Here is a 19,885-nt window from a genome sequence, read left to right as displayed (position 1 = left end):
TCTTATAAAGGAATATACACGATGGAAAATAGAGTGAATTGCAGCATCGAGCTGCTTTCTCCTTTTGGCGCGCTATTGACCCCTGTTGAAGCGGGGCAGGGCATCGCTACACTGCCGATCGACACACTGCGTGAGCTTGCTCGCGAGTATCATCTTCTGGTACTACGTGGTTTTTCTTCTGGCTTTTCCGATCCCGAAACGTTAACTGAGTATGCTGGTCACTGGGGGGAAATCATGATGTGGCCTTTTGGGGCAGTGCTGGATGTAAAAGAGCATGCGGATACCAAGGATCACATCTTCGATAACAGCTATGTGCCGCTACACTGGGATGGAATGTACAAGCCAACGATCCCCGAATTTCAACTGTTCCATTGCGTTTCTGCGCCGGGGCAGGATCAAGGTGGACGCACCACCTTCGTTGATACCACACGTTTGCTGGCTGGGGCCGATGCACCGTTAGTCGAGGAGTGGCGTCGTGTTTCAATCACTTATCGCATTAAGGCCGTTGTGCATTACGGTGGTGAGGTGACTTCACCATTGGTCATTCCTCATCCTAATGGCGTTGGTGAGATCATGCGTTATAACGAACCGCCGACCAAAGGGGAGCGTTTCCTTAACCAGCATGCGCTGGAATATCATCATATTGCGCCGGAAGCACAAAACACATTTAGCCAGACGTTACGGCAGCATCTGTACGATCCCCGTTATTATTATGCGCACCAATGGCTACAGGGCGATGTTGTGATAGCCGACAACTTCTCGCTACTGCATGGGCGCGAAGCGTTTACGGCTCATTCGGCTCGTCACCTGCAACGTGTGCACATTCAAGGCACCCCGATTTGCGTGAATACCTGTATTGATAACGCAGCATAAGGGAAAGCATCATGGCACATATTCTCATGGCGGCGATGGCAACGCCGGGGCACGTTTACCCGTTGCTGAGCATAGCTCGCTATTTGGTTGCGCAGGGGAACGATGTCACGCTGTTTAGCGGCGCGCTATTCCGTGAGCAGGCGGAGGCCGCTGGGGTAGGATTTATTCCTTTTAGCGATGACATTGATTTTGACTACAGGCACCTTGAGCAGCATTTCCCTCTGCGAGCCACGCTGCCACCAGGTAACGCGCAGATGGCTCTGGCGCTGAAAAATTTCTTTGCTGCGCCGATTCCATTGCTGGATCGCCAATTGCGTGAAGCGCTGACAAAAACCAATGCCGACCTGCTCATGGTTGAAAACTGTTTTTATGGTGTCTTGCCGCTGTTGCTCTCCAGGTTGCGGCCACCCGTCATCGTTATAGGTGTTACACCATTGTCCTACTCAACGCGAGATTCTGTTTTCTATGGACCCCGTATTCCTCCTAAATTGCTGCCGCCCGATCTAAGTCATGAGCAACTTGTCGATGAGGAAACGCGGGGATTTATGAGCGAAGTTCAGCACGCATTTAATCATGCGATGGTGCAGGCGGGAGGAAAGCCGCTTGAGCAACCTTTTATGGATACGCTGATTGGCCATTGCGATCGTTTCTTACAGCTATCCACCACTGAGCTTGAGTACCAGCGTGACGATTTACCACAAAGTGTGCGATTTGTTGGACCATTATCTCACCATGTTGCAACTGAGTGTGTTCCTGAGTGGTGGGCGCCGGACGACAGTCGGCCTCTTATTATCGTTTCACAAGGCACACTGGCGAATGTCGATCTCCAGCAACTCATTGGGCCAACGTTACGCGCACTAGCTGACTTACCCGTCAGGGTGCTGGCGACCACGGGAGGACGCTCAGTCGATTCCCTGCAAGCATCCTTACCTGAAAATGCCAGAGTGGTGAGCTTCCTCTCTTATGACGATTGGCTGCCGACGGCGTCGATATTAATAACCAATGGTGGATATGGCTCGATTAATGCTGGGCTGAAAGATGGCGTTCCACTCATTGTGGCTGGGGTAGGGGAAGATAAACAGGAGGGCGCTGCGCGCGTGGTGTTTGCCAGATGTGGGATTAACCTGCAAACCAGTACGCCAAGTGAACAGCAGATTAAGCAATCCGTTATTGAGATATTGGAGGGTCCCGGCTATCTACAGCGAGCAAGATGGATTCAGGCAGATTATGCCAGTCATGATGCGTTTGCTCTGATTAATGCCGAAGTTAATGCATTATATCTTCCAAAGGAATATCCGCCAAAGGAAGATGGCATAACATCAGGCAGGGATGTATCTCTGCTTCGCGCTTAGCCATTATTTCGTGATTATGCTCTGAAATCAGCCACGCGTTATGGGGTGAAATGGTGCCCCATAACGCTATTGCGTATCATGTTTTTAAAATAGAATACGTGTACGGATGTTCTATCGCAGGGCTGCAGTAAATGAAGCTATTTTTGGCCGTAATTTTTTCGGTATTGATGATTCCCCAGACCAGTTTTTCGGCAACAAAAACGGATGCGGTGACGTTGCTGAAGCATTTGGATGTGACTACTTTCCGCAGTTCTTTTGGGCCGAAGCATTTCCCTAAAGGGACGCTGCTGAAGGATACCGGTGAGTATGTATTTAGCCAGGAAAAAGACTGGGCAGAAGCAACAGAAACGGATGGCAGTTGGACGTATTCGCTACGCATTGTCTCGGAAAATGAAAAAGAGATAATTGCCTGTTTCGTGGATGATGCGCATGTGGGAAGTTACTTTTCGACAAGTCCTTTCCTGATAAAGAAAACGGGAAACTCTCAGGCGTATTCGGCGATCAAGCTTGATCACGACGTAGAAGGATGCGAAGTCAATCCCAAGAATCAATAACCGCGATCGCCTTTGGGCAATCAACAGCATCATCCAAATTTTGCTAAAAATAAGGAGCCACTATAAGCCGCTCCTTTGTTGTTTCTATTATTACTGTTTTACAGCGCTTTATCGGTCAACAACGCGACCTTGCTGGCTGTTGAGACACGCTCAAGGTAGGCGTGGACGTTAGGGCCAAACTGCAGGCCTTTCACGATCGTGAGCGATAGTAAAATAGGGAACAGAATAAAATCAGTGGTGGAAATAGCGTTGATGTTTGCCAAACGCGACTCCAGCGCTTCGAGTTTCTGCTCCACTTCCGCAATCAATTCCGGCGTTTTCGCTATCAGTCCATCCAGGTCGCCGAAAGCTTTTTCTTCACGCAGAATGTAGGCATGACGTGCCTCTGGCGTGGAAAGCTCTTTGAAGTCGGCTTTCGTGAAACGGGGAACCGCAAGGTTAAACACCGCGTTGGAAACGGACTTACACCAGGCTTCAATCTCAGCATCAACCGGTTTGTCGGCGATTAACGGGGCTTGCTTGCTGTCAACATAGTGGACGATATCCATGCTTTCCGGCATGAAGCTGCCATCTTCTTTCCGCAGGATCGGCACCACTTTGCGGCCTACCATGCGCGTTGGTGTGTCGGCGTCGCCTTCCATAATGACGGATTGCTCAACAGGCAGATTTTTCAGACCAAAAATCATTCTGGCTCTGACACAGAATGGGCAGTGTTCGTAAATGAAAAGTTTCATGTATTACCTCGTAAGATTTTGAAAAAGTAGGTAAAAAATTGCCAGTTCGGTCATGACAAGTCATACCATCAGAATAATACCTGATGCGGTTGGCGGTAAAGCGAATGTGGCTCACCTCTGCTGAGAGCAAGAAAAGGAGAGACGCGATGTGAATCCGCATGACTCATGCTGGATTGCGGTATGATGCGATGTAACCCTTTTTGCGGAAGAGAAAAAATGGATCGCCTAAGCGCGTTGGAAACATTTATCTGCGTTTTTGAAACGGGGTCGTTTTCCGCCGCATCCCGCAGGCTTGGTATTGGGCAGCCTGCGGTTTCCAAAGCGATTATGCAGCTTGAAAACCAACTGGTAACGCTGCTGCTGCTCCGCTCTACCCGAGGGTTGACGCCAACAGAAGCTGGGCAGCGTTTTTATGAGCAAATCGCCCCTGCATTAAAAATGCTGGGGGAGGCTCAAGATCATATAGTGAGTGGGAGCGCTTCGCTGTCCGGTCGGCTACGTATCTGTGCGCCAGTTACCTTTGCCAGACTGCATATTATGCCGCGACTCCATGAGTTTATGGCCGAGCATCCAGAGCTAAACGTTGATGTCATTCTTGACGATCGTCCGATCGATCTGATTGCTGAAGGTATTGACGTGGCACTGCGTTTGGGCGAGATGAAGGATTCAAGCCTGATCGCCCAGCGGTTGGCGTCGTGTTCCATGCGTCTGTTGGCAACCCCTGACTATTTCGCACGTCATGGTATACCAGCTTCTCCTGACGCACTGGCAGCGCATCCTGCCGTCATCTATTTGCAGGGAGAGAGAACCGATCGCTGGATTTTTTCTCAGGATGGAACACAGACCACGGTATTCCCCAATGGGCGTATCCGTGTTTCTGCGGCGGAAGGCGTGCGCGCGGCCGTGCTGTCTGGCGCAGGGTTGGCGGTGGCGTCTGAATGGATGTTTGCACCAGAGCTTGAGAACGTGCAGGTCGTTACTGCACTGGATTCATGGACGTTGGGTAAGATGGATTTGTGGGCTGTTTATCCCGGAGGTCGCATGACATCAGCCCGCGCCAGAATTTTTACTGGCTTCGTTCAGCGTCTCTTTTCCTGATTCATTCCCATTCGGAATAGCTTATATCCACTCTACCTCTCTACTAGGAATGATTTCGGCGTCTTATGCTGCACTCATCGCTTGCCGATTTCCGGCGGGAAATACATAAACAGGTATGATGATGAGTACATTATCCAGCGAGGCCAATGTCAGAACACCGCATGTTCCCGGCAAATTATTGATTTTCTCAATGGCGGCTGCCAGCGGTATTTCTGTTGCCAATATCTATTACAACCAACCAATGCTTGGCGTGATTAGTGAAAGCTTTACGTCGAGTGGGGCAATCTCGCTGATTCCAACCGTGACGCAACTGGGCTATGCGCTTGGGCTGCTACTTCTGGTGCCGCTCGGTGATAAATTTGATCGCCGTCGGCTGATTGTATGGCAATTCTTGATGTTGGCGCTGGCCTCAGCATTTGCTGCACTGTCGACATCGGCTTTCGCCTTATTAAGTGCCTCGTTGCTCATTGGTTTTGGTGCCACTGCTGCACAGCAGATTGTTCCGGTTGCAGCAGCACTTGCGGATGTGAAACAGCGTGGTGCTATTGTTGGGACGGTGATGAGTGGATTGCTGAGCGGCATTCTGCTTAGCCGTACTATTGCGGGCCTTGTGGCGGAAAGCGCAGGCTGGCGTGCAATGTTCTGGCTGGGTGTACCGCTGGCGCTGGCGGGCGCGTGGGCGATGGGAGGAATGTTACCGGCTTCGCCCTCGAATCAAACCGTTCGTTACAGTGAGCTGATGCGTTCGCTGGTAACGCTGTGGCGGAATAAACACACATTACGCAAAGCCACGCTGATTCAGGCACTGCTGTTTGCATCGTTCAGCGCGTTCTGGAGCGTACTTGCGCTGTATCTGGAAAGCGGACGCTTTCAAATGGGGGCGGCCGCAGCGGGTCTATTTGGTGTGATTGGCGTAGCGGGCATCTTTGCGGCTCCGCTGGCGGGAAGATTGGCCGATAGAATCGGTAGCCGTCCAGTTGTGATCGCTGGAGCACTGCTGACGCTGCTGTCATGGGGGATATTCATCGGCTTCGATTCTGTTATCGGCCTGATTATCGGCGTTGTACTACTCGATCTCGGCGTTCAAAGTGCGTTAATTGCCAATCAGCATGTGATCTACGGGCTTGGCGACGCAGCCAGAGGTCGAATCAATACGGTGTTCATGGGCGGTATGTTTCTAGGTGGCGCGGGTGGGTCCTCGGTTGCAATGGCTGCCTGGCATCAGGGAGGATGGTTGATGGTCGGGGGGCTTGCCAGCGCGTTGGCAATAATGGCACTGCTGGCTGCACTGATGAACACGAAAAAAGCGGTATTATGATCGGAAAAGCAGGCTGAAATAGCCAGATATTGCGACAGGGAAGCATTGCCAATGTTGTTTTACAACCGACAGATTAACCTTACTTGCTGATGACAATACTATACATTTGGCTTGCTATAGTCCTTGCATCCCTTGTTAGTACCTCACATCTCTGTGAGTGTTGTGTAGTTAACCATCCCTGTCATTAGAATTATTTTACCCGCCTCGTGCGGGTTTTTTTTTGCTTATATTCCAACTAGCTGGATTAGTTCCGGCGTGCCTACGCCGTATCATTTTTGATTGAGTGATCGGGGACTATTTTGGTGACGACTCGGTTTCTACCTTCATGCTTGGCCTGATAGAGAGCATCATCCGCGGTTTTCAAGACGCTATCGATTTGCTCCGTTCCGGGAATAAAACAGGTGACGCCTAATGAAATCGTGATGTATTCAGGAATTGGCAGCGGCATTTTTTCAACTTTTTTACGCAGCCGTTCGGCAATCTCAGCGGCTTGCTTCATGTCCGTATCAGGCAGAAGTGACAGGAACTCCTCTCCACCGGTGCGACAAATCAGGTCGGATCCGCGTGAGCTCTGTTTTATGTTTTTAGCCAGCAGCTTGATGACGTCATCGCCAATATTGTGTCCGTAGGTATCATTCACGCGTTTAAAATGATCGATATCGATCACGATGGCTGCGACCTGATTACTCTTTGACAGAATGAGTTCAATATTTTCATAGATGCCACGGCGATTGAGTAATCCAGTGAGTGGATCGGTGTGGGCTTGTAAACTCAGTTTTCCAATCCGCTTGTGCAGTAACACCGTACCGAAAAGAATGACGCGTTTTAGCTGATCGACTTCGAAGTACCATGAGGGAACTTTCTTGATTTTTTCAATGATGCCGTGTTCCTCCATTTTGCTAGCTGAGACTGCCAGCAAACGTAAAGGATTGGCAATATAAAAGGCGAGTAGGGTGAGGGCAATAAGCGTTAATGCCATTACCGGTGCACCTTCATATAAGACGGAACGCATGACGCCGTTAATTGAATCGATCACGTTTTGGGAAGGATGTAAGGTAATGATCACCCAGCCAGATGACTCTACTGTATCAAAACCAACCAGGGACGGAGTACCTTGCATGTCGGGCATGGAAAGAGTTCCACTCTTCTTGTTCTGAAATGCTTCTTTGATTTTCTTGTCACTGATGGATTTGCCGACCCACTGTTTATCCGGATGATAGAGAACCACTCCGTTTTTATCGATGACATAAACGCTGGAATAATCATTATAGAAATGGGTATTCATGAATTCGTTTAAGAAGCTTTTGCTTTTTAAATAAATCGTCCCGCCAATGTAACCGAGATAATTTCCTTGTTTATCTTTTATGGGGGACGAAATCAATACGAGTAGATTCCCCGTCACGGAAATATAAGGCTGGCTGATTAGCGGCTTCTGCTCCGTCAATGCCAACTTGCTGGCATCTGAGGTCAGCGTGCTTCCTTTCAGGTTGAGTGACGTTGGGTAAACCGCGCGTATGCGGTTCTGGCTGTCTGCAACAAAAATAGAATTAAAGCTTTGGCCCATGTGATATGCCTGTTCGCTTTTCTCCAACAGCGCATTATCGTTACTAAAATTATCCGCAATCCATGTCGCGCTGTAGGCCAGTTCCTGCTGCGCGGAAGATAAAAAACTTTCTGTGGTGGCAGCCTATTTGGTGGAATAATTAAGATTGGAATTAAGTATCTGATCGGTAATGAGTTTTTTTGTACGTTATAAATGGCAATATAAGCATTAGTCAGCGTAATCACCATGCTGATAATTGCGAGGGATAAAATGAGCGAACGTAAATTTATTGGCAACCGCTTTTTTATTTTCATGGTGTTCGCACCTACTTTCCGCTAGGTAAGCAAAATTAATCTTTCTTGTTTTTATGAAAGTTTGTTATGTAGAACTTGTTATGTAACACGGGCTGAACATCTCTTGCGGCCCTTGAATAAACTCACCCTATTCAAAGTTATAGACGCTAACTGGACTATCTTGCAACATGCGATATCTCCACTACTTCAACTTAATGGAGAGAATGCACGATCTCCAGTGTGCCGTTAATGATGAACTGCACACCCATGCAAACCAGCAAAAAACCCATCAGCCGTGAAATGGCTTCAATACCGCTTTTTCCGATCAGACGCATAATCAGGCCAGAACTTTTCAGACTGAGCCAGACTATCAGGCTGATCAACATAAAAGTGAGTACGGGGGCAACGGTAACAACCCATGGCGTGATGTCGACGCCGCTCTTGATTTGTGATGCAGAACTGATGATGAGGGCAATGGTTCCTGGCCCCGCGGTGCTGGGCATCGCCAGTGGAACGAAGGCAATATTGACTTCATTGGCGGAGAAACTGTCGTCAATTTCTTCTTTTTTACTTTTGACTTCAGGTGCGTGTTCTGGCTTTTGCTGGGGGAAAAGCATGCGAAAACCGATGAATGCCACAATGAGCCCACCGGCAATACGCAATCCGGGAATAGAAATCCCGAAAGTATTCATAACGATTTGGCCCGCGTAGTACGCGACGGTCATGATGATGAAGACATAGATCGAGGCCTGAAAGATCTGACGATTTCGCTCCCCTTGACTCATGTTGCCTGACATCGCCAAGAATACCGCTACCGTTGTCAGTGGATTCGCGAGTGGCAGGATTAACACCAGACCAAGGCCAATGGTTTGAATCAATTCCAGCATTCTACGTTCCTTTTATTGGGGCGATTTCGTCAGTTCAGGAAAACGGTCAATGATGACCTGTCGCTATGGTGTCTGGCGCGGGTTAGACCCGCTCATCCTCCGCTAATTTCTTAAAGCGATAGAGTGTTTTCGTCAGCATATCGCGAGAAAACATATCAAACATTTGGCCGATCTTTTTCCCTATCAAGCCTCCCGGTGGATTGTAGCGAATCGTCAGCGTCACGGCCGTACCCGCTTCCGACGCAGCAGGTTGAAAAGAAAGTCGGCCTTCATTGGGAACGCGTGCTCCTTCCAGAGAACGCCAGTGGATATACTCCCCCGGTTTTTCGTCAATGATGCGAGCCTGCCACTCAATGAGTGAGCCAATCGGTGTGTTAATTCGCCAGTTGGAATCGGTATGGTTCAGTATCTCTATACTGGCGAAATGGCCCATCAGGATCGGCAACGTTTCTGGTTTGCGCCAAAGATCAAACAAGCGTTCTGCCGGGCGATTGATAATAATGCTGCTGCTGATTTCATTGGCATAACTGCCGTTTTTCGCTGCGGTTCTTCTTAAGAAAGAGGGAAACACCCGTCATCCTCCAAACTGGATTGTTACCCCTTAATGGGCATATATACGCCATTCTGACCGATATTGACCAGCGAAGCAAAGTTGGAGAGGGTGACGATAGTGTCGGCACAGGCTATCGCAGCAATAGTCAGAATTTTTACACGCCTAATGTTGCGTTAATGTTCGTTCGGTACTGTAAGTATCAGACAAAAGCCGAATGAAGTGCCGCAAAACACCAGGGTTTTTACATAATGATAATAGCAGTACCCCGCCCACTATTTTTAGTGGGCTTTTTTATTTGTACTTCCCTGTTTAGGTATTTTATTTTTATGCGAATTGATATTGGTCAATTTATCGTTAATAGATTTGTACCTATTAAGATGTAATAGCGATTTATCCATATGTTCTGGGCTATAAATAACGTTCTGATTGTGGATGATTTACTTTATAGATATGCCGTGATAGGTTTATAGCCAGCTTTTATGCTGGTAGGAATAAAGATGAATAACCCATTTGTTGCCAAGTGGAGCCGCAATGGTAACCTGCTTTGCCACGGCCATTGGCTAATATCTTATAACGAAACAGATTTCATGTTGCCGGAAAAATATAAAGAAAATCATATGGGAACAATGGGGATCTACTCTGTCATTGATCCTGATGATGAAACCTACCGAGACGGATTAGATGAGGATGATTGGATTCTTGGAAATATCGACTGGCTTGCCGATAGTTTTGAAGAGAACAACGTCCCTATTGAAGAGTGTTATTTTAGATTTTTTTTTCAGGTTATAAATAAGCAGGACTGGCGATGCACCAGTTGTGCCGGTTGTATGTAAATTATACTATCATTATTAACGCCTCCAATCCTTCAGTATTCCCGTCGAACCTTAATCTATTAAAATAGAGCTGTTTTTTTCCTGATTATTCGACGGTGTTTTATACAGTTTTCCCTCGCTTTTCATTCCTTTTTCATCGCCTTTGCTATGCGCCTCGCATACCGTGCAGCGGGGCGTCTTTTTCGGGGAAAAGTGTTACCCTGACCAAACAATCCTTGATTAAGATGGGGCGGCAATGACGGAAGCTGACATTCTACGGTTGAGTGCTTTGGTGGGCGAGAAACTGAAAGCTCGTGGTGCCACGTTGACGTGTGCAGAATCCTGTACTGGAGGCTGGCTGGCTAAGTCTATTACCGATGTTGCGGGGAGCTCTGGCTGGTTTGACTATGGCTTTGTGACGTACAGCAATCTGGCCAAACAGCGTCTGGTAAATGTTAGCGCAGATACATTGGAACGACATGGCGCAGTGAGTGAATATGTCGTCAATGAGATGGCCGCAGGGGCTTTGCAGGCCGCGCATGCCGATTTTGCTATATCGATCAGCGGCGTCGCTGGGCCAGACGGGGGGACTGAAGAGAAACCTGTCGGCACGGTGTGGTTTGGCTTCACCGACAAGCAGGGTGGGGCATTCGCCCGGACAATGCGATTTAGCGGAGACCGAAACGCGGTACGTCTGCAATCGGTCCATTTTGCGCTGCAAACGCTGCTCGACGTGTTTTTGAAAAAATAACCTTGATGCTGTATGTGTATACAGTATAATGTCAGTAATTATTCAGCAATTCATGATTAAGCCGCCGCGTAGAGACAGTAACTTTACGCCGCATGACAGGAGCAGAAATGGCTATTGATGAGAACAAACAAAAGGCACTTGCGGCAGCACTGGGCCAAATCGAAAAGCAATTTGGTAAAGGTTCTATCATGCGGTTGGGCGAAGATCGCTCAATGGATGTTGAAACCATTTCTACTGGTTCTTTGTCCCTTGATATTGCTTTAGGTGCCGGCGGTTTACCTATGGGCCGCATCGTTGAGATTTATGGCCCAGAATCCTCTGGTAAAACCACGCTGACCTTACAGGTGATTGCTGCTGCTCAGCGCGAAGGCAAAACCTGTGCGTTTATCGATGCTGAACATGCGTTGGACCCTATTTATGCGAAAAAACTTGGTGTAGATATTGATAATCTGCTGTGTTCGCAGCCGGATACCGGCGAGCAGGCGTTGGAGATTTGTGATGCACTAACGCGCTCTGGTGCTGTTGACGTTATTATCGTCGACTCCGTTGCAGCGCTGACGCCAAAAGCTGAAATTGAAGGCGAAATTGGTGACTCTCACATGGGGCTGGCTGCACGTATGATGAGCCAGGCTATGCGTAAATTGGCGGGTAACCTGAAGCAAGCTAATACGCTGCTGATCTTCATCAACCAGATCCGTATGAAAATTGGTGTGATGTTTGGTAACCCTGAAACCACTACCGGCGGTAACGCACTGAAGTTTTATGCCTCTGTTCGTTTGGATATTCGTCGTACTGGCGCTATCAAGGAAGGCGAAGAAGTCGTCGGTAGCGAAACCCGCGTTAAAGTTGTGAAGAATAAAGTGGCAGCACCGTTCAAGCAGGCTGAATTCCAAATTTTGTACGGCGAAGGCATCAATATCCACGGTGAGCTGGTTGATCTGGGTGTGAAACACAAGCTGATCGAAAAAGCGGGTGCCTGGTATAGCTATAACGGCGACAAGATCGGTCAGGGTAAAGCGAATGCCTGTAATTTCCTGAAAGAGAATCCGACGATTTCTGCTGAACTGGATAAGAAATTGCGCGAAATGCTGCTGCATAAAGGCAATGAGTTGAAGCCGGCTGCTGCGGGAAATAGCCATGACGAGGATGAACTCGCTGGCGAAGGTAAAGAAGAGTTTTAATAGTGGCTGAATTATCTCTAACAGAGCACTTCAGCGGATAGATGGATGAATAAACCATTACACTATGCGATGAATGTGCTTTCTGTTCGCGATTATAGTGAAGTCGAAATACGCCGCAAATGTGCGGCGTATTTATATAAGTCAGAAGGTACGGAAAGTGAAGCAGACGAAGCCATAGCCCAAGCTGCGGCAGAAGATGTGGAAGCGGCGATTGCTTACTGCAAAGAACACGGTTGGCTGGATGATGCGCGCTATGCTCGCCGCTATATCAGTAGCCGGAGCCGCAAAGGTTACGGTGTCCAACGGATCAGAATGGAGCTAAGCCAGAAAGGAATCGATAAGGCAACGTTAACCACGGCATTGAACGAGAGTGATATCGACTGGTGCATGCTGGCGAAATCGGTTGTGGAACGGAAATTCGGGCATCCTCTGTCCGATGAATGGAAAGACAAAGTCAAACATCAGCGATATCTGCTCTATCGTGGTTTCTTTCATGAAGAAATCCAGTCAATTTATACGAATTTTTCAGATTGAACGCACACGGGATTTTACTTCCCATCGAAGAAAATTTATCTTATTCCCACTTTTTGTTCGTGAGTTGCTCGGTAATGTCAGCATGCTGGACTAACCTTGCCCGCGATCTGTTCTTCTAGCTTGATTCCAGGACAATTATGAGCAAGAGCACCGCTGAGATCCGTCAAGCGTTTCTCGATTTTTTCCACAGTAAGGGACACCAGGTTGTTGATAGCAGCTCTCTGGTGCCGAACAACGATCCGACATTGTTATTCACCAATGCGGGTATGAATCAGTTCAAAGACGTGTTCCTCGGGCTGGATAAACGCAGCTATGTCCGAGCGACAACCTCACAGCGCTGTGTGCGTGCCGGTGGTAAGCATAATGACCTGGAAAACGTAGGTTATACCGCACGCCACCACACCTTCTTTGAAATGCTGGGTAACTTCAGCTTCGGTGACTACTTCAAGCATGATGCAATTCGCTATGCGTGGGAATTGCTGACCTCTCCTCAGTGGTTCAATCTGCCAAAAGAAAAGCTGTGGGTAACGGTATACGCAACGGATGATGAAGCTTACGGTATTTGGGCTGATGAAGTTGGCGTACCGCGCGAAAGAATTATTCGTATTGGTGATAACAAAGGCGGACCTTACGCCTCTGATAACTTCTGGCAGATGGGCGAAACGGGGCCGTGTGGTCCTTGTACCGAAATTTTCTTCGATCACGGTGAGCACATCGCGGGTGGCCCGCCGGGAAGTCCTGATGAAGACGGCGATCGCTATATCGAAATTTGGAACCTGGTGTTCATGCAGTTCAACCGTCAGGTTGATGGCACAATGCTGCCGCTGCCGAAGCCTTCCGTCGATACCGGCATGGGATTGGAACGCGTTTCTGCCGTGTTGCAGCACGTCAATTCAAACTATGACATTGATTTGTTCAAAACGCTGATTGATGCGGTAGCGAAAGCAGTCGGTACGACGGATTTAACCAATAAATCGTTGCGCGTTATCGCCGACCATATTCGTTCTTGCGCGTTCCTGATCTCGGATGGTGTGATGCCATCTAATGAAAACCGCGGTTATGTTCTGCGCCGTATTATTCGCCGCGCAGCGCGTCACGGTAATATGTTGGGCGCTACGGATGCTTTCTTCTACAAACTGGTCGCGCCGCTGATTGAAGTCATGGGCCCAGCGGCTGAAGAGTTAAAAAAGCAGCAGTCTGTGGTTGAGCAGGCGCTGAAGATGGAAGAAGAGCAGTTTGCTCGCACGCTTGAACGTGGTTTGTCTCTGTTAGACGAAGAAATTAAAAACCTGAAAGGGAATACGCTGGATGGTGAAACTGCCTTCCGCCTGTATGACACCTATGGTTTCCCTGTCGACCTCACTGCGGACGTTTGCCGCGAGCGTGGCCTGAAAGTCGATGAAGAAGGCTTTGAAGCTGCGATGACGGCTCAGCGCCAGCGCGCGCGTGATGCCAGCGGATTTGGTGTGGATTACAACAGCCTCATTCGTGTGGATGAAAACACGCCATTCTGCGGCTATGAAAAAACGCAGCAGCAAGCGAAAGTCATTGCGCTTTATCATAATGGAAACGCGGTTGATCAGATTGCGGCAGGTGACGAAGCGGTAGTGATTCTGAACGAAACACCGTTCTATGGTGAATCCGGTGGTCAAGTTGGCGATCAGGGTGAACTGAAAAATGCAGGCGTCAGCTTTGCTGTTCAGGATACCCAGAAATACGGTCAGGCAATTGGCCACGTCGGCAAACTGACTCAGGGTACGCTGCGTGTTAACGACAGTATCGATGCAAACGTTGATAATCAGCGCCGCGATCGCATTCGTCTGAATCACTCTGCAACGCACTTGCTCCATGCTGCACTGCGTCAGGTTCTGGGCGTTCATGTCGCGCAGAAAGGTTCCTTGGTTAATGATAGCTATCTGCGCTTTGACTTCTCACATACGGAGGCGATGAAGCCAGAACAGATTCGTCAGGTTGAAGATATCGTCAACGCACAAATCCGCCGTAACCTTACCGTTCAAACGGATGTCATGGCACTGGATGATGCGAGAGCAAAAGGTGCGATGGCGCTGTTTGGTGAGAAATACGACGACCATGTCCGTGTTCTGTCGATGGGTGATTTCTCCATTGAGCTTTGTGGGGGAACGCACGCAAGTCGTACTGGTGATATCGGCCTGTTCCAAATCATTTCTGAATCAGGTACTGCTGCTGGGGTGCGTCGTATTGAAGCGACCACGGGTGAGAATGCGCTGTCCGCGTTGCATCGTCAGAGCGACGTTTTGCAAGACATAGCGCAACTGCTGAAAGGGGATAGTCACAACCTGACGGATAAGGTACGCTCTGTTCTGGATCGTTCCCGCGCGTTGGAGAAAGAGCTTCAGCAGTTGAAGGCTCAGCAAGCGGCGCAGGAAAGCTCGTCACTGTCCGGTAAGGCAACAGAGATTAACGGTGTGAAGTTGCTGGTTACACAACTGGACAACGTGGATCCTAAGCTGCTACGCACGATGGTTGACGACCTGAAGAATCAGCTTGGGTCTGCTGTTATTGTTCTCGGAACGGCGGCAGAAGGCCGAGTTAGCTTGATTTCTGGTGTAACGAAGGATCTGACCGATCGCGTAAAAGCCGGTGAGCTGGTTGGGTTTGTTGCCCAACAGGTTGGCGGGAAAGGTGGTGGTCGTCCAGATATGGCTCAGGCTGGTGGCTCAGACGTATCTGCGTTACCTGCTGCGCTGGCAAGCGTTGAATCTTGGGTTGCTGCGAAGCTGTAAAGGATAGATAACGTTTTATTCGCGTTATCCAACAAAACGCCATAACTTTCTGGTTGTGGCGTTTTTGTCTGCGGAAAAGGATCCGGCAAACAGGATAGAAAGTATGTTACCTTCAGATATTCTGAAGCTTTATATGCTCAGTCCTGTTGTTGTGATAACAAAAGCACAAGCTACTGATATCGACTAAACTAACAAGTAGTGACACCGGAGTGTGATGGTGGTTATACCATCGTCTAGGTTTACGTTTTCACGGCACATGATGGATAATGGCGGGGAGACAGAGAGACCCGACTCTTTATAATCTTTCAAGGAGCAAAGAATGCTTATTTTGACTCGTCGAGTTGGCGAAACCCTCATGATCGGCGATGAGGTAACGGTTACCGTATTAGGAGTGAAAGGCAACCAGGTGCGTATTGGTGTTAATGCGCCTAAAGAGGTTTCTGTCCACCGTGAAGAGATCTATCAGCGTATTCAGGCCGAAAAATCTCAACCGACGTCATATTGATTGACAATGCGTCTCGTGTTCGCGGGACGCAATTGTTATTTCCTGCATTTCCCCACACATTTATCGATTCATCTACTTTTACTATGCGCTTCTTGTCGCAAGGTAACCGCCTGTTTTTCTGTCGATAAAACAGACTTTTTGTTGTGAAAGTGTGCGTCTTGGATGCGAATTGCTCAAACGAGCGCAAGGTGGGAAAAATTGTTTGACTTATAAGTCTGGGAAAGTAATATGTGCGCCACGCAGTACCGGTGAGCACTAACAAGAAGTACTTAGTAGCGAAACAGGTAATGTAAGGTGAGGTGGCCGAGAGGCTGAAGGCGCTCCCCTGCTAAGGGAGTATGCGGTCAAAAGCTGCATCGAGGGTTCGAATCCCTCCCTCACCGCCATTTAATATGCATCCGTAGCTCAGCTGGATAGAGTACTCGGCTACGAACCGAGCGGTCGGAGGTTCGAATCCTCCCGGATGCACCATTAAAGACAGCCTTTGCAAGGCAAGTAGTGTTAGTGAAAGCAAGTTTTGTCGTAGATGAAGAATTAGTAATGCATCCGTAGCTCAGCTGGATAGAGTACTCGGCTACGAACCGAGCGGTCGGAGGTTCGAATCCTCCCGGATGCACCATATTTTGATATGGATAAGGTTGTTATCTTGCTCTTATAACCGATGTTCTTGGTTTGTAAGAACAAGGGAGGAAAACGTTGCTTTAGCAACGGCCCAAATGGCGAGGCGAAAGCCGAGTAATCCTCCCGGATGCACCATTCTTAAGTATCTCGTTTAATTGCTCACCCCTTATTTTTCTGCACCACACTCTGCATCCGTAGCTCAGCTGGATAGAGTACTCGGCTACGAACCGAGCGGTCGGAGGTTCGAATCCTCCCGGATGCACCATATTCTGATATAGTAAAAATATTTTCCTTACTCTTATAATGCACAGTCTTGGTTTGTAAGGACGAGGAAGGAAAACGTTGCTTTAGCAACGGCCCGCAGGGCGAGGCTAAGCCGAGTAATCCTCCCGGATGCACCATATTTCGATGTAAATAAATTATTATCTGTTCTTGTCTAGTTCCTAACTGAGATAGCTTCGCATAAGCGAAAGCATATACGATGCTTAATCAGACAATTCCCTCAGACGCACCATCTTTTTTACCACTCCTTCTCTGCCATGCTTTTTAGCGCTACAGCGACATTGCTCTCTTCCCTGCCAATTCAGACCGATATTTTTCTCAGCACGCTCGTGCATGAACTCTTATCTCTTCTCCTGCCTATATATTGAGATTGAACCTACGAATAAATGAAGGCGGCTTTACTCTTATGGTGGTAATAACCTGTTTTTTATAAGGTTATTGAGTAAGCGACAATGTTTTCACTTTACGATAAAGTAAGCTCTCTTTTCAGTGGTCATGGAGTCATGATGTACGATCGCTATCAAGGGCTGATCTTTGATATGGATGGCACCCTACTTGATACAGAGCCGACGCACCATAAAGCGTGGGATCTGGTTCTTGCCCGATATGGTATGAGTTATGATGCCAGTGCCATGACCGCATTGAACGGTTCGCCTACCTGGCGTATTGCGCAGCGTATTATCGACAGCCATCAGGCTGATATTGATGCTCACCAACTGGCCGCAGAAAAAACCGCCATTGTTGAGGAAATGCTGCTGGATACGGTGAAACCACTACCGCTGATTGATGTTGTTAAACATTATCGCGGGCGTCGTTCTATGGCGGTCGGCACGGGTAGCACGCATGGTATGGCTGACAGATTACTAATGCATTTGGGTCTGCATGATTATTTTGATGCGATCGTTGGGGCTGATGATGTCACGCAGCATAAGCCTTTCCCCGATACTTTTCTGCGTTGTGCGGCGTTGATTTCTGTCGCACCGGAACACTGTATCGTGTTTGAAGATGCTGACTACGGTGTTGAAGCCGCTAAGCGAGCCAATATGGCCGTGGTTGATGTCCGAACATTGTGAGTGAGTTCTGGGCCGTTTTTTCTCTTTTCTGGAGTAGCCTGCTCAGCGCAACATTGTTGCCCGGCAGTTCGGAAGTACTGCTGGTGACATTATTGCTGGCTGACAGCGCAAAACCCTATCTGTTGATCGCGGTAGCAACGGTAGGAAATACGCTGGGCGGGTTAACAAATATTTTTATAGGGCGCTTACTCCCTCAGCCAAAACAACAAGCTGGGCATAAGGTGGCCATGCGCTGGTTACAGCGCTATGGCTGCGCTGCATTGTTATTTAGTTGGGTGCCGGTAGTAGGCGATTTATTGTGCGTGTTAGCGGGTTGGTTACGTATGCCCTGGGTGAAATCGGCGTTTTTTATCGGAATTGGAAAAGCGCTGCGATATATCGTATTGGCAGGTATAACGTTACAGGGTATGGCGTGGTGGTCTTAGCCAGATTGCAATGCAAACTGGTGAGTGCCGCTGAGTTTCAATTATGCTTACAACCATTACATTTTAACAACGGGAGGTCGATTTGATCCCGGACATTTCAGAAGCACTTTCTTGGCTGGAAAAACACCCACTGGCGGTGAAAGGTATTCAGCGTGGAATTGAACGCGAAACATTGCGTGTAACAGCAAACGGAGATCTTGCTACGACAGGGCATCCTGAAATATTGGGCTCTGCGTTGGCACACCCGTGGATTACGACGGATTTTGCAGAAGCGTTGTTGGAATTCATTACGCCGGTCGACAAAGATGTCGATCACCTACTGACGTTCCTACGCGATATTCATCGTCACGTTTCTCGTAACCTGGGCGATGAACGGATGTGGCCATTGAGCATGCCGTGCTTTATCGACAGCGAGCAAAATATAGAGCTGGCGCAATATGGCTCTTCGAATGTCGGGCGCTTCAAAACGCTTTACCGCGAAGGGCTAAAAAACCGCTATGGCGCGTTGATGCAGACCATTTCCGGTGTGCATTATAACTTCTCTCTTCCGCTGTCATTCTGGCAGGCGCGAGAAGGCGTTGCTGACGCAGAAAGCGGGAAAAAGGCTATATCTGCGGGATACTTCAGACTGATTCGCAACTATTACCGCTTTGGCTGGGTGATCCCTTATCTGTTTGGTGCGTCTCCGGCGATCTGTTCGTCTTTCCTTAGAGGGCGAGAAACTGCACTGCCGTTTGAGCGTACGGAAAAAGGCATGCTTTACCTGCCTTATGCGACCTCTCTACGGCTCAGTGATTTAGGCTATACCAATAAGTCACAGAGCAATCTGGGGATTACGTTTAACGATCTGGATACCTATGTCGCCGCGTTAAAACGCGCGATAAAAACGCCGTCTGAGGAATATGCTCAGGTTGGTGTGAAGAAAGAGGGTCGTTATCTACAATTAAATACGAACGTCTTGCAGATTGAGAATGAGCTTTATGCGCCGATTCGTCCTAAGCGTGTGACGCGTGCAGGTGAAACGCCATCGGATGCCTTGCTGCGTGGCGGAATCGAATATATAGAAGTCCGCTCGCTGGATATCAACCCATTCTCTCCGACTGGGGTGAGTGAAAGTCAGGTGCGCTTCCTTGATTTATTCCTGATCTGGTGTGCGTTGGCGGATGCGCCGGAAATGAGCGCGGATGAGCTACTGTGTACACGTAAAAACTGGAATCGAGTGATCCTTGAGGGTCGTAAGCCAGGGCAAACTGTAGGTATGCGGTGTGAAACCATCCAACAGCCGATTGCCGAAGTGGGGAAATCCCTGTTTGCAGATTTACGTCGTGTTGCGGAAGTGCTGGACGCGGAAAACGATCAACCACACTACCAGCAGGTATGTGATGAGCTGCTCGTTGGTTTTGACGATCCTGAAACGACGTTCTCTGGTCGACTATTAACGTTGATGAAGCAAGAAGGCAATGGTAGCGTGGGTCTGAACTTAGCGGAGGAATACCGCCAAATGCTCAGTGGTGAACCATTGCAGGTGTTGACCGAAGAACAATTGGCAGCTGAGGGCGAGCGCTCTTGGCAGCGTCAACGTCAGATTGAGTCTGAAGATACGATGGGCTTTGACGATTATCTGGCGACGCAATAAAAAGAAAAGGCCACAGAAACTGTGGCCAAATAAACATCTCTAATAGGGATGATGATAATAAATGCGCGTCTTTCAGTAAGTCAGACTCGCATAAA

At 48.6% G+C, this 19,885-nt stretch carries 18 protein-coding genes and 4 tRNA genes; 18 read left to right on the top strand and 4 right to left on the bottom strand.

The features are described from left to right. Positions 1–21 precede the first annotated feature (21 nt). The 3 genes from GZ59_RS16455 (at position 22) to GZ59_RS16445 (ending at position 2,779) form a co-directional block, all read left to right on the top strand. Positions 22–873 carry a TauD/TfdA dioxygenase family protein gene (locus GZ59_RS16455; RefSeq protein ID WP_039293227.1) on the top strand — a complete coding sequence of 284 codons (852 nt, stop codon included), beginning with the start codon at positions 22–24 and terminating at the stop codon, positions 871–873. 11 nt (positions 874–884) lie between these two features. Further along, positions 885–2,225, top strand: a complete 1,341-nt coding sequence (locus GZ59_RS16450) for a glycosyltransferase (protein WP_011094891.1) — start codon at positions 885–887, stop codon at positions 2,223–2,225. 131 nt (positions 2,226–2,356) lie between these two features. Beyond that, entirely contained in the window at positions 2,357–2,779 is a 423-nt protein-coding gene (locus GZ59_RS16445; protein ID WP_011094890.1) for a bacteriocin immunity protein, read from the top strand. Between the two features lie 98 nt (positions 2,780–2,877). Here GZ59_RS16445 and grxB read toward each other — a convergent pair whose 3' ends face one another. After that, the gene (grxB, locus tag GZ59_RS16440) at positions 2,878–3,513 is read right to left on the bottom strand and encodes a glutaredoxin 2 (protein ID WP_011094889.1); all 636 of its coding nucleotides are present in this window, start codon (positions 3,511–3,513) and stop codon (positions 2,878–2,880) included. A 216-nt stretch (positions 3,514–3,729) separates the two neighbouring features. Here grxB and GZ59_RS16435 point away from each other — a divergent pair, with 216 nt between their 5' ends. Continuing rightward, entirely contained in the window at positions 3,730–4,611 is an 882-nt protein-coding gene (locus tag GZ59_RS16435) for a LysR family transcriptional regulator (protein ID WP_011094888.1), read from the top strand. Between the two features lie 121 nt (positions 4,612–4,732). Continuing rightward, positions 4,733–5,929 carry an MFS transporter gene (locus GZ59_RS16430; protein WP_039293223.1) on the top strand — a complete coding sequence of 399 codons (1,197 nt, stop codon included), beginning with the start codon at positions 4,733–4,735 and terminating at the stop codon, positions 5,927–5,929. A 259-nt stretch (positions 5,930–6,188) separates the two neighbouring features. Here the strand turns inward: GZ59_RS16430 and GZ59_RS16425 are convergent, their stop codons facing one another. The 3 genes from GZ59_RS16425 to GZ59_RS16415 all read right to left on the bottom strand — a co-directional run bounded on the left by GZ59_RS16425 (position 6,189) and on the right by GZ59_RS16415 (position 9,223). Continuing rightward, complete coding sequence (locus tag GZ59_RS16425) at positions 6,189–7,520, bottom strand: sensor domain-containing diguanylate cyclase (protein ID WP_324838175.1); 1,332 nt, start codon at positions 7,518–7,520, stop codon at positions 6,189–6,191. Between the two features lie 457 nt (positions 7,521–7,977). Further along, complete coding sequence (locus GZ59_RS16420) at positions 7,978–8,652, bottom strand: MarC family NAAT transporter (protein ID WP_011094885.1); 675 nt, start codon at positions 8,650–8,652, stop codon at positions 7,978–7,980. 82 nt (positions 8,653–8,734) lie between these two features. Beyond that, on the bottom strand, positions 8,735–9,223 hold the full coding sequence (locus GZ59_RS16415; protein ID WP_011094884.1) for an SRPBCC family protein: 489 nt from the start codon (positions 9,221–9,223) through the stop codon (positions 8,735–8,737). A gap of 479 nt (positions 9,224–9,702) precedes the next feature. Between GZ59_RS16415 and GZ59_RS16410 the strand changes: the two genes are divergently transcribed. From GZ59_RS16410 to gshA, 13 genes are all read left to right on the top strand, one after another. Continuing rightward, positions 9,703–10,038, top strand: a complete 336-nt coding sequence (locus tag GZ59_RS16410) for a hypothetical protein (protein ID WP_011094883.1) — start codon at positions 9,703–9,705, stop codon at positions 10,036–10,038. A 235-nt stretch (positions 10,039–10,273) separates the two neighbouring features. Further along, positions 10,274–10,768, top strand: a complete 495-nt coding sequence (pncC, locus tag GZ59_RS16405) for a nicotinamide-nucleotide amidase (RefSeq protein ID WP_039293219.1) — start codon at positions 10,274–10,276, stop codon at positions 10,766–10,768. Between the two features lie 107 nt (positions 10,769–10,875). Next, on the top strand, positions 10,876–11,949 hold the full coding sequence (gene recA / locus GZ59_RS16400; protein WP_011094881.1) for a recombinase RecA: 1,074 nt from the start codon (positions 10,876–10,878) through the stop codon (positions 11,947–11,949). 45 nt (positions 11,950–11,994) lie between these two features. After that, on the top strand, positions 11,995–12,483 hold the full coding sequence (gene recX / locus GZ59_RS16395) for a recombination regulator RecX (RefSeq protein WP_039293215.1): 489 nt from the start codon (positions 11,995–11,997) through the stop codon (positions 12,481–12,483). Between the two features lie 137 nt (positions 12,484–12,620). Continuing rightward, positions 12,621–15,248: an alanine--tRNA ligase gene (alaS, locus tag GZ59_RS16390; protein ID WP_039293212.1), complete on the top strand. Its 2,628-nt coding sequence runs from the start codon at positions 12,621–12,623 to the stop codon at positions 15,246–15,248. 319 nt (positions 15,249–15,567) lie between these two features. Continuing rightward, positions 15,568–15,753 carry a carbon storage regulator CsrA gene (gene csrA, locus GZ59_RS16385; RefSeq protein ID WP_005972168.1) on the top strand — a complete coding sequence of 62 codons (186 nt, stop codon included), beginning with the start codon at positions 15,568–15,570 and terminating at the stop codon, positions 15,751–15,753. 293 nt (positions 15,754–16,046) lie between these two features. Continuing rightward, a tRNA-Ser gene (locus GZ59_RS16380) sits at positions 16,047–16,139 on the top strand. 8 nt (positions 16,140–16,147) lie between these two features. Beyond that, positions 16,148–16,224, top strand: a tRNA-Arg gene (locus tag GZ59_RS16375). A gap of 71 nt (positions 16,225–16,295) precedes the next feature. Next, a tRNA-Arg gene (locus tag GZ59_RS16370) sits at positions 16,296–16,372 on the top strand. Positions 16,373–16,562: 190 nt separating this feature from the next. After that, a tRNA-Arg gene (locus GZ59_RS16365) sits at positions 16,563–16,639 on the top strand. A 523-nt stretch (positions 16,640–17,162) separates the two neighbouring features. Then, positions 17,163–17,729, top strand: coding sequence for a fructose-1-phosphate/6-phosphogluconate phosphatase (gene yqaB / locus GZ59_RS16360; protein ID WP_011094878.1), 567 nt, complete (start codon positions 17,163–17,165; stop codon positions 17,727–17,729). After that, the gene (locus GZ59_RS16355) at positions 17,726–18,154 is read left to right on the top strand and encodes a YqaA family protein (protein ID WP_039293209.1); all 429 of its coding nucleotides are present in this window, start codon (positions 17,726–17,728) and stop codon (positions 18,152–18,154) included. Before yqaB ends, GZ59_RS16355 begins: the two co-directional genes overlap by 4 nt. Positions 18,155–18,236: 82 nt before the next feature. Then, positions 18,237–19,790 (top strand): glutamate--cysteine ligase, encoded by a 1,554-nt coding sequence (gene gshA, locus GZ59_RS16350; RefSeq protein WP_039293206.1) that lies wholly within the window; start codon positions 18,237–18,239, stop codon positions 19,788–19,790. Positions 19,791–19,885: the final 95 nt, after the last annotated feature.

Source organism: Pectobacterium atrosepticum, assembly GCF_000740965.1.
Lineage (GTDB): Bacteria > Pseudomonadota > Gammaproteobacteria > Enterobacterales > Enterobacteriaceae > Pectobacterium > Pectobacterium atrosepticum.
The sequence above is the reverse complement of the archived record's forward strand: the minus strand, read 5'-3'. Positions and strand labels throughout refer to the sequence as shown.

What these genes read in the sequence shown, in the direction of transcription:
- recX (WP_039293215.1), top strand. Translation starts at nt 11,995, where the DNA reads ATGAATAAACCATTACACTATGCGATGAATGTGCTTTCTGTTCGCGAT.
- yqaB (WP_011094878.1), top strand. Translation starts at nt 17,163, where the DNA reads ATGTACGATCGCTATCAAGGGCTGATCTTTGATATGGATGGCACCCTA.
- pncC (WP_039293219.1), top strand. Translation starts at nt 10,274, where the DNA reads ATGACGGAAGCTGACATTCTACGGTTGAGTGCTTTGGTGGGCGAGAAA.
- alaS (WP_039293212.1), top strand. Translation starts at nt 12,621, where the DNA reads ATGAGCAAGAGCACCGCTGAGATCCGTCAAGCGTTTCTCGATTTTTTC.
- GZ59_RS16445 (WP_011094890.1), top strand. Translation starts at nt 2,357, where the DNA reads ATGAAGCTATTTTTGGCCGTAATTTTTTCGGTATTGATGATTCCCCAG.
- GZ59_RS16450 (WP_011094891.1), top strand. Translation starts at nt 885, where the DNA reads ATGGCACATATTCTCATGGCGGCGATGGCAACGCCGGGGCACGTTTAC.
- csrA (WP_005972168.1), top strand. Translation starts at nt 15,568, where the DNA reads ATGCTTATTTTGACTCGTCGAGTTGGCGAAACCCTCATGATCGGCGAT.
- GZ59_RS16420 (WP_011094885.1), bottom strand. Translation starts at nt 8,652, where the DNA reads ATGCTGGAATTGATTCAAACCATTGGCCTTGGTCTGGTGTTAATCCTG.
- grxB (WP_011094889.1), bottom strand. Translation starts at nt 3,513, where the DNA reads ATGAAACTTTTCATTTACGAACACTGCCCATTCTGTGTCAGAGCCAGA.
- GZ59_RS16410 (WP_011094883.1), top strand. Translation starts at nt 9,703, where the DNA reads ATGAATAACCCATTTGTTGCCAAGTGGAGCCGCAATGGTAACCTGCTT.
- GZ59_RS16430 (WP_039293223.1), top strand. Translation starts at nt 4,733, where the DNA reads ATGAGTACATTATCCAGCGAGGCCAATGTCAGAACACCGCATGTTCCC.
- GZ59_RS16455 (WP_039293227.1), top strand. Translation starts at nt 22, where the DNA reads ATGGAAAATAGAGTGAATTGCAGCATCGAGCTGCTTTCTCCTTTTGGC.
- recA (WP_011094881.1), top strand. Translation starts at nt 10,876, where the DNA reads ATGGCTATTGATGAGAACAAACAAAAGGCACTTGCGGCAGCACTGGGC.
- GZ59_RS16435 (WP_011094888.1), top strand. Translation starts at nt 3,730, where the DNA reads ATGGATCGCCTAAGCGCGTTGGAAACATTTATCTGCGTTTTTGAAACG.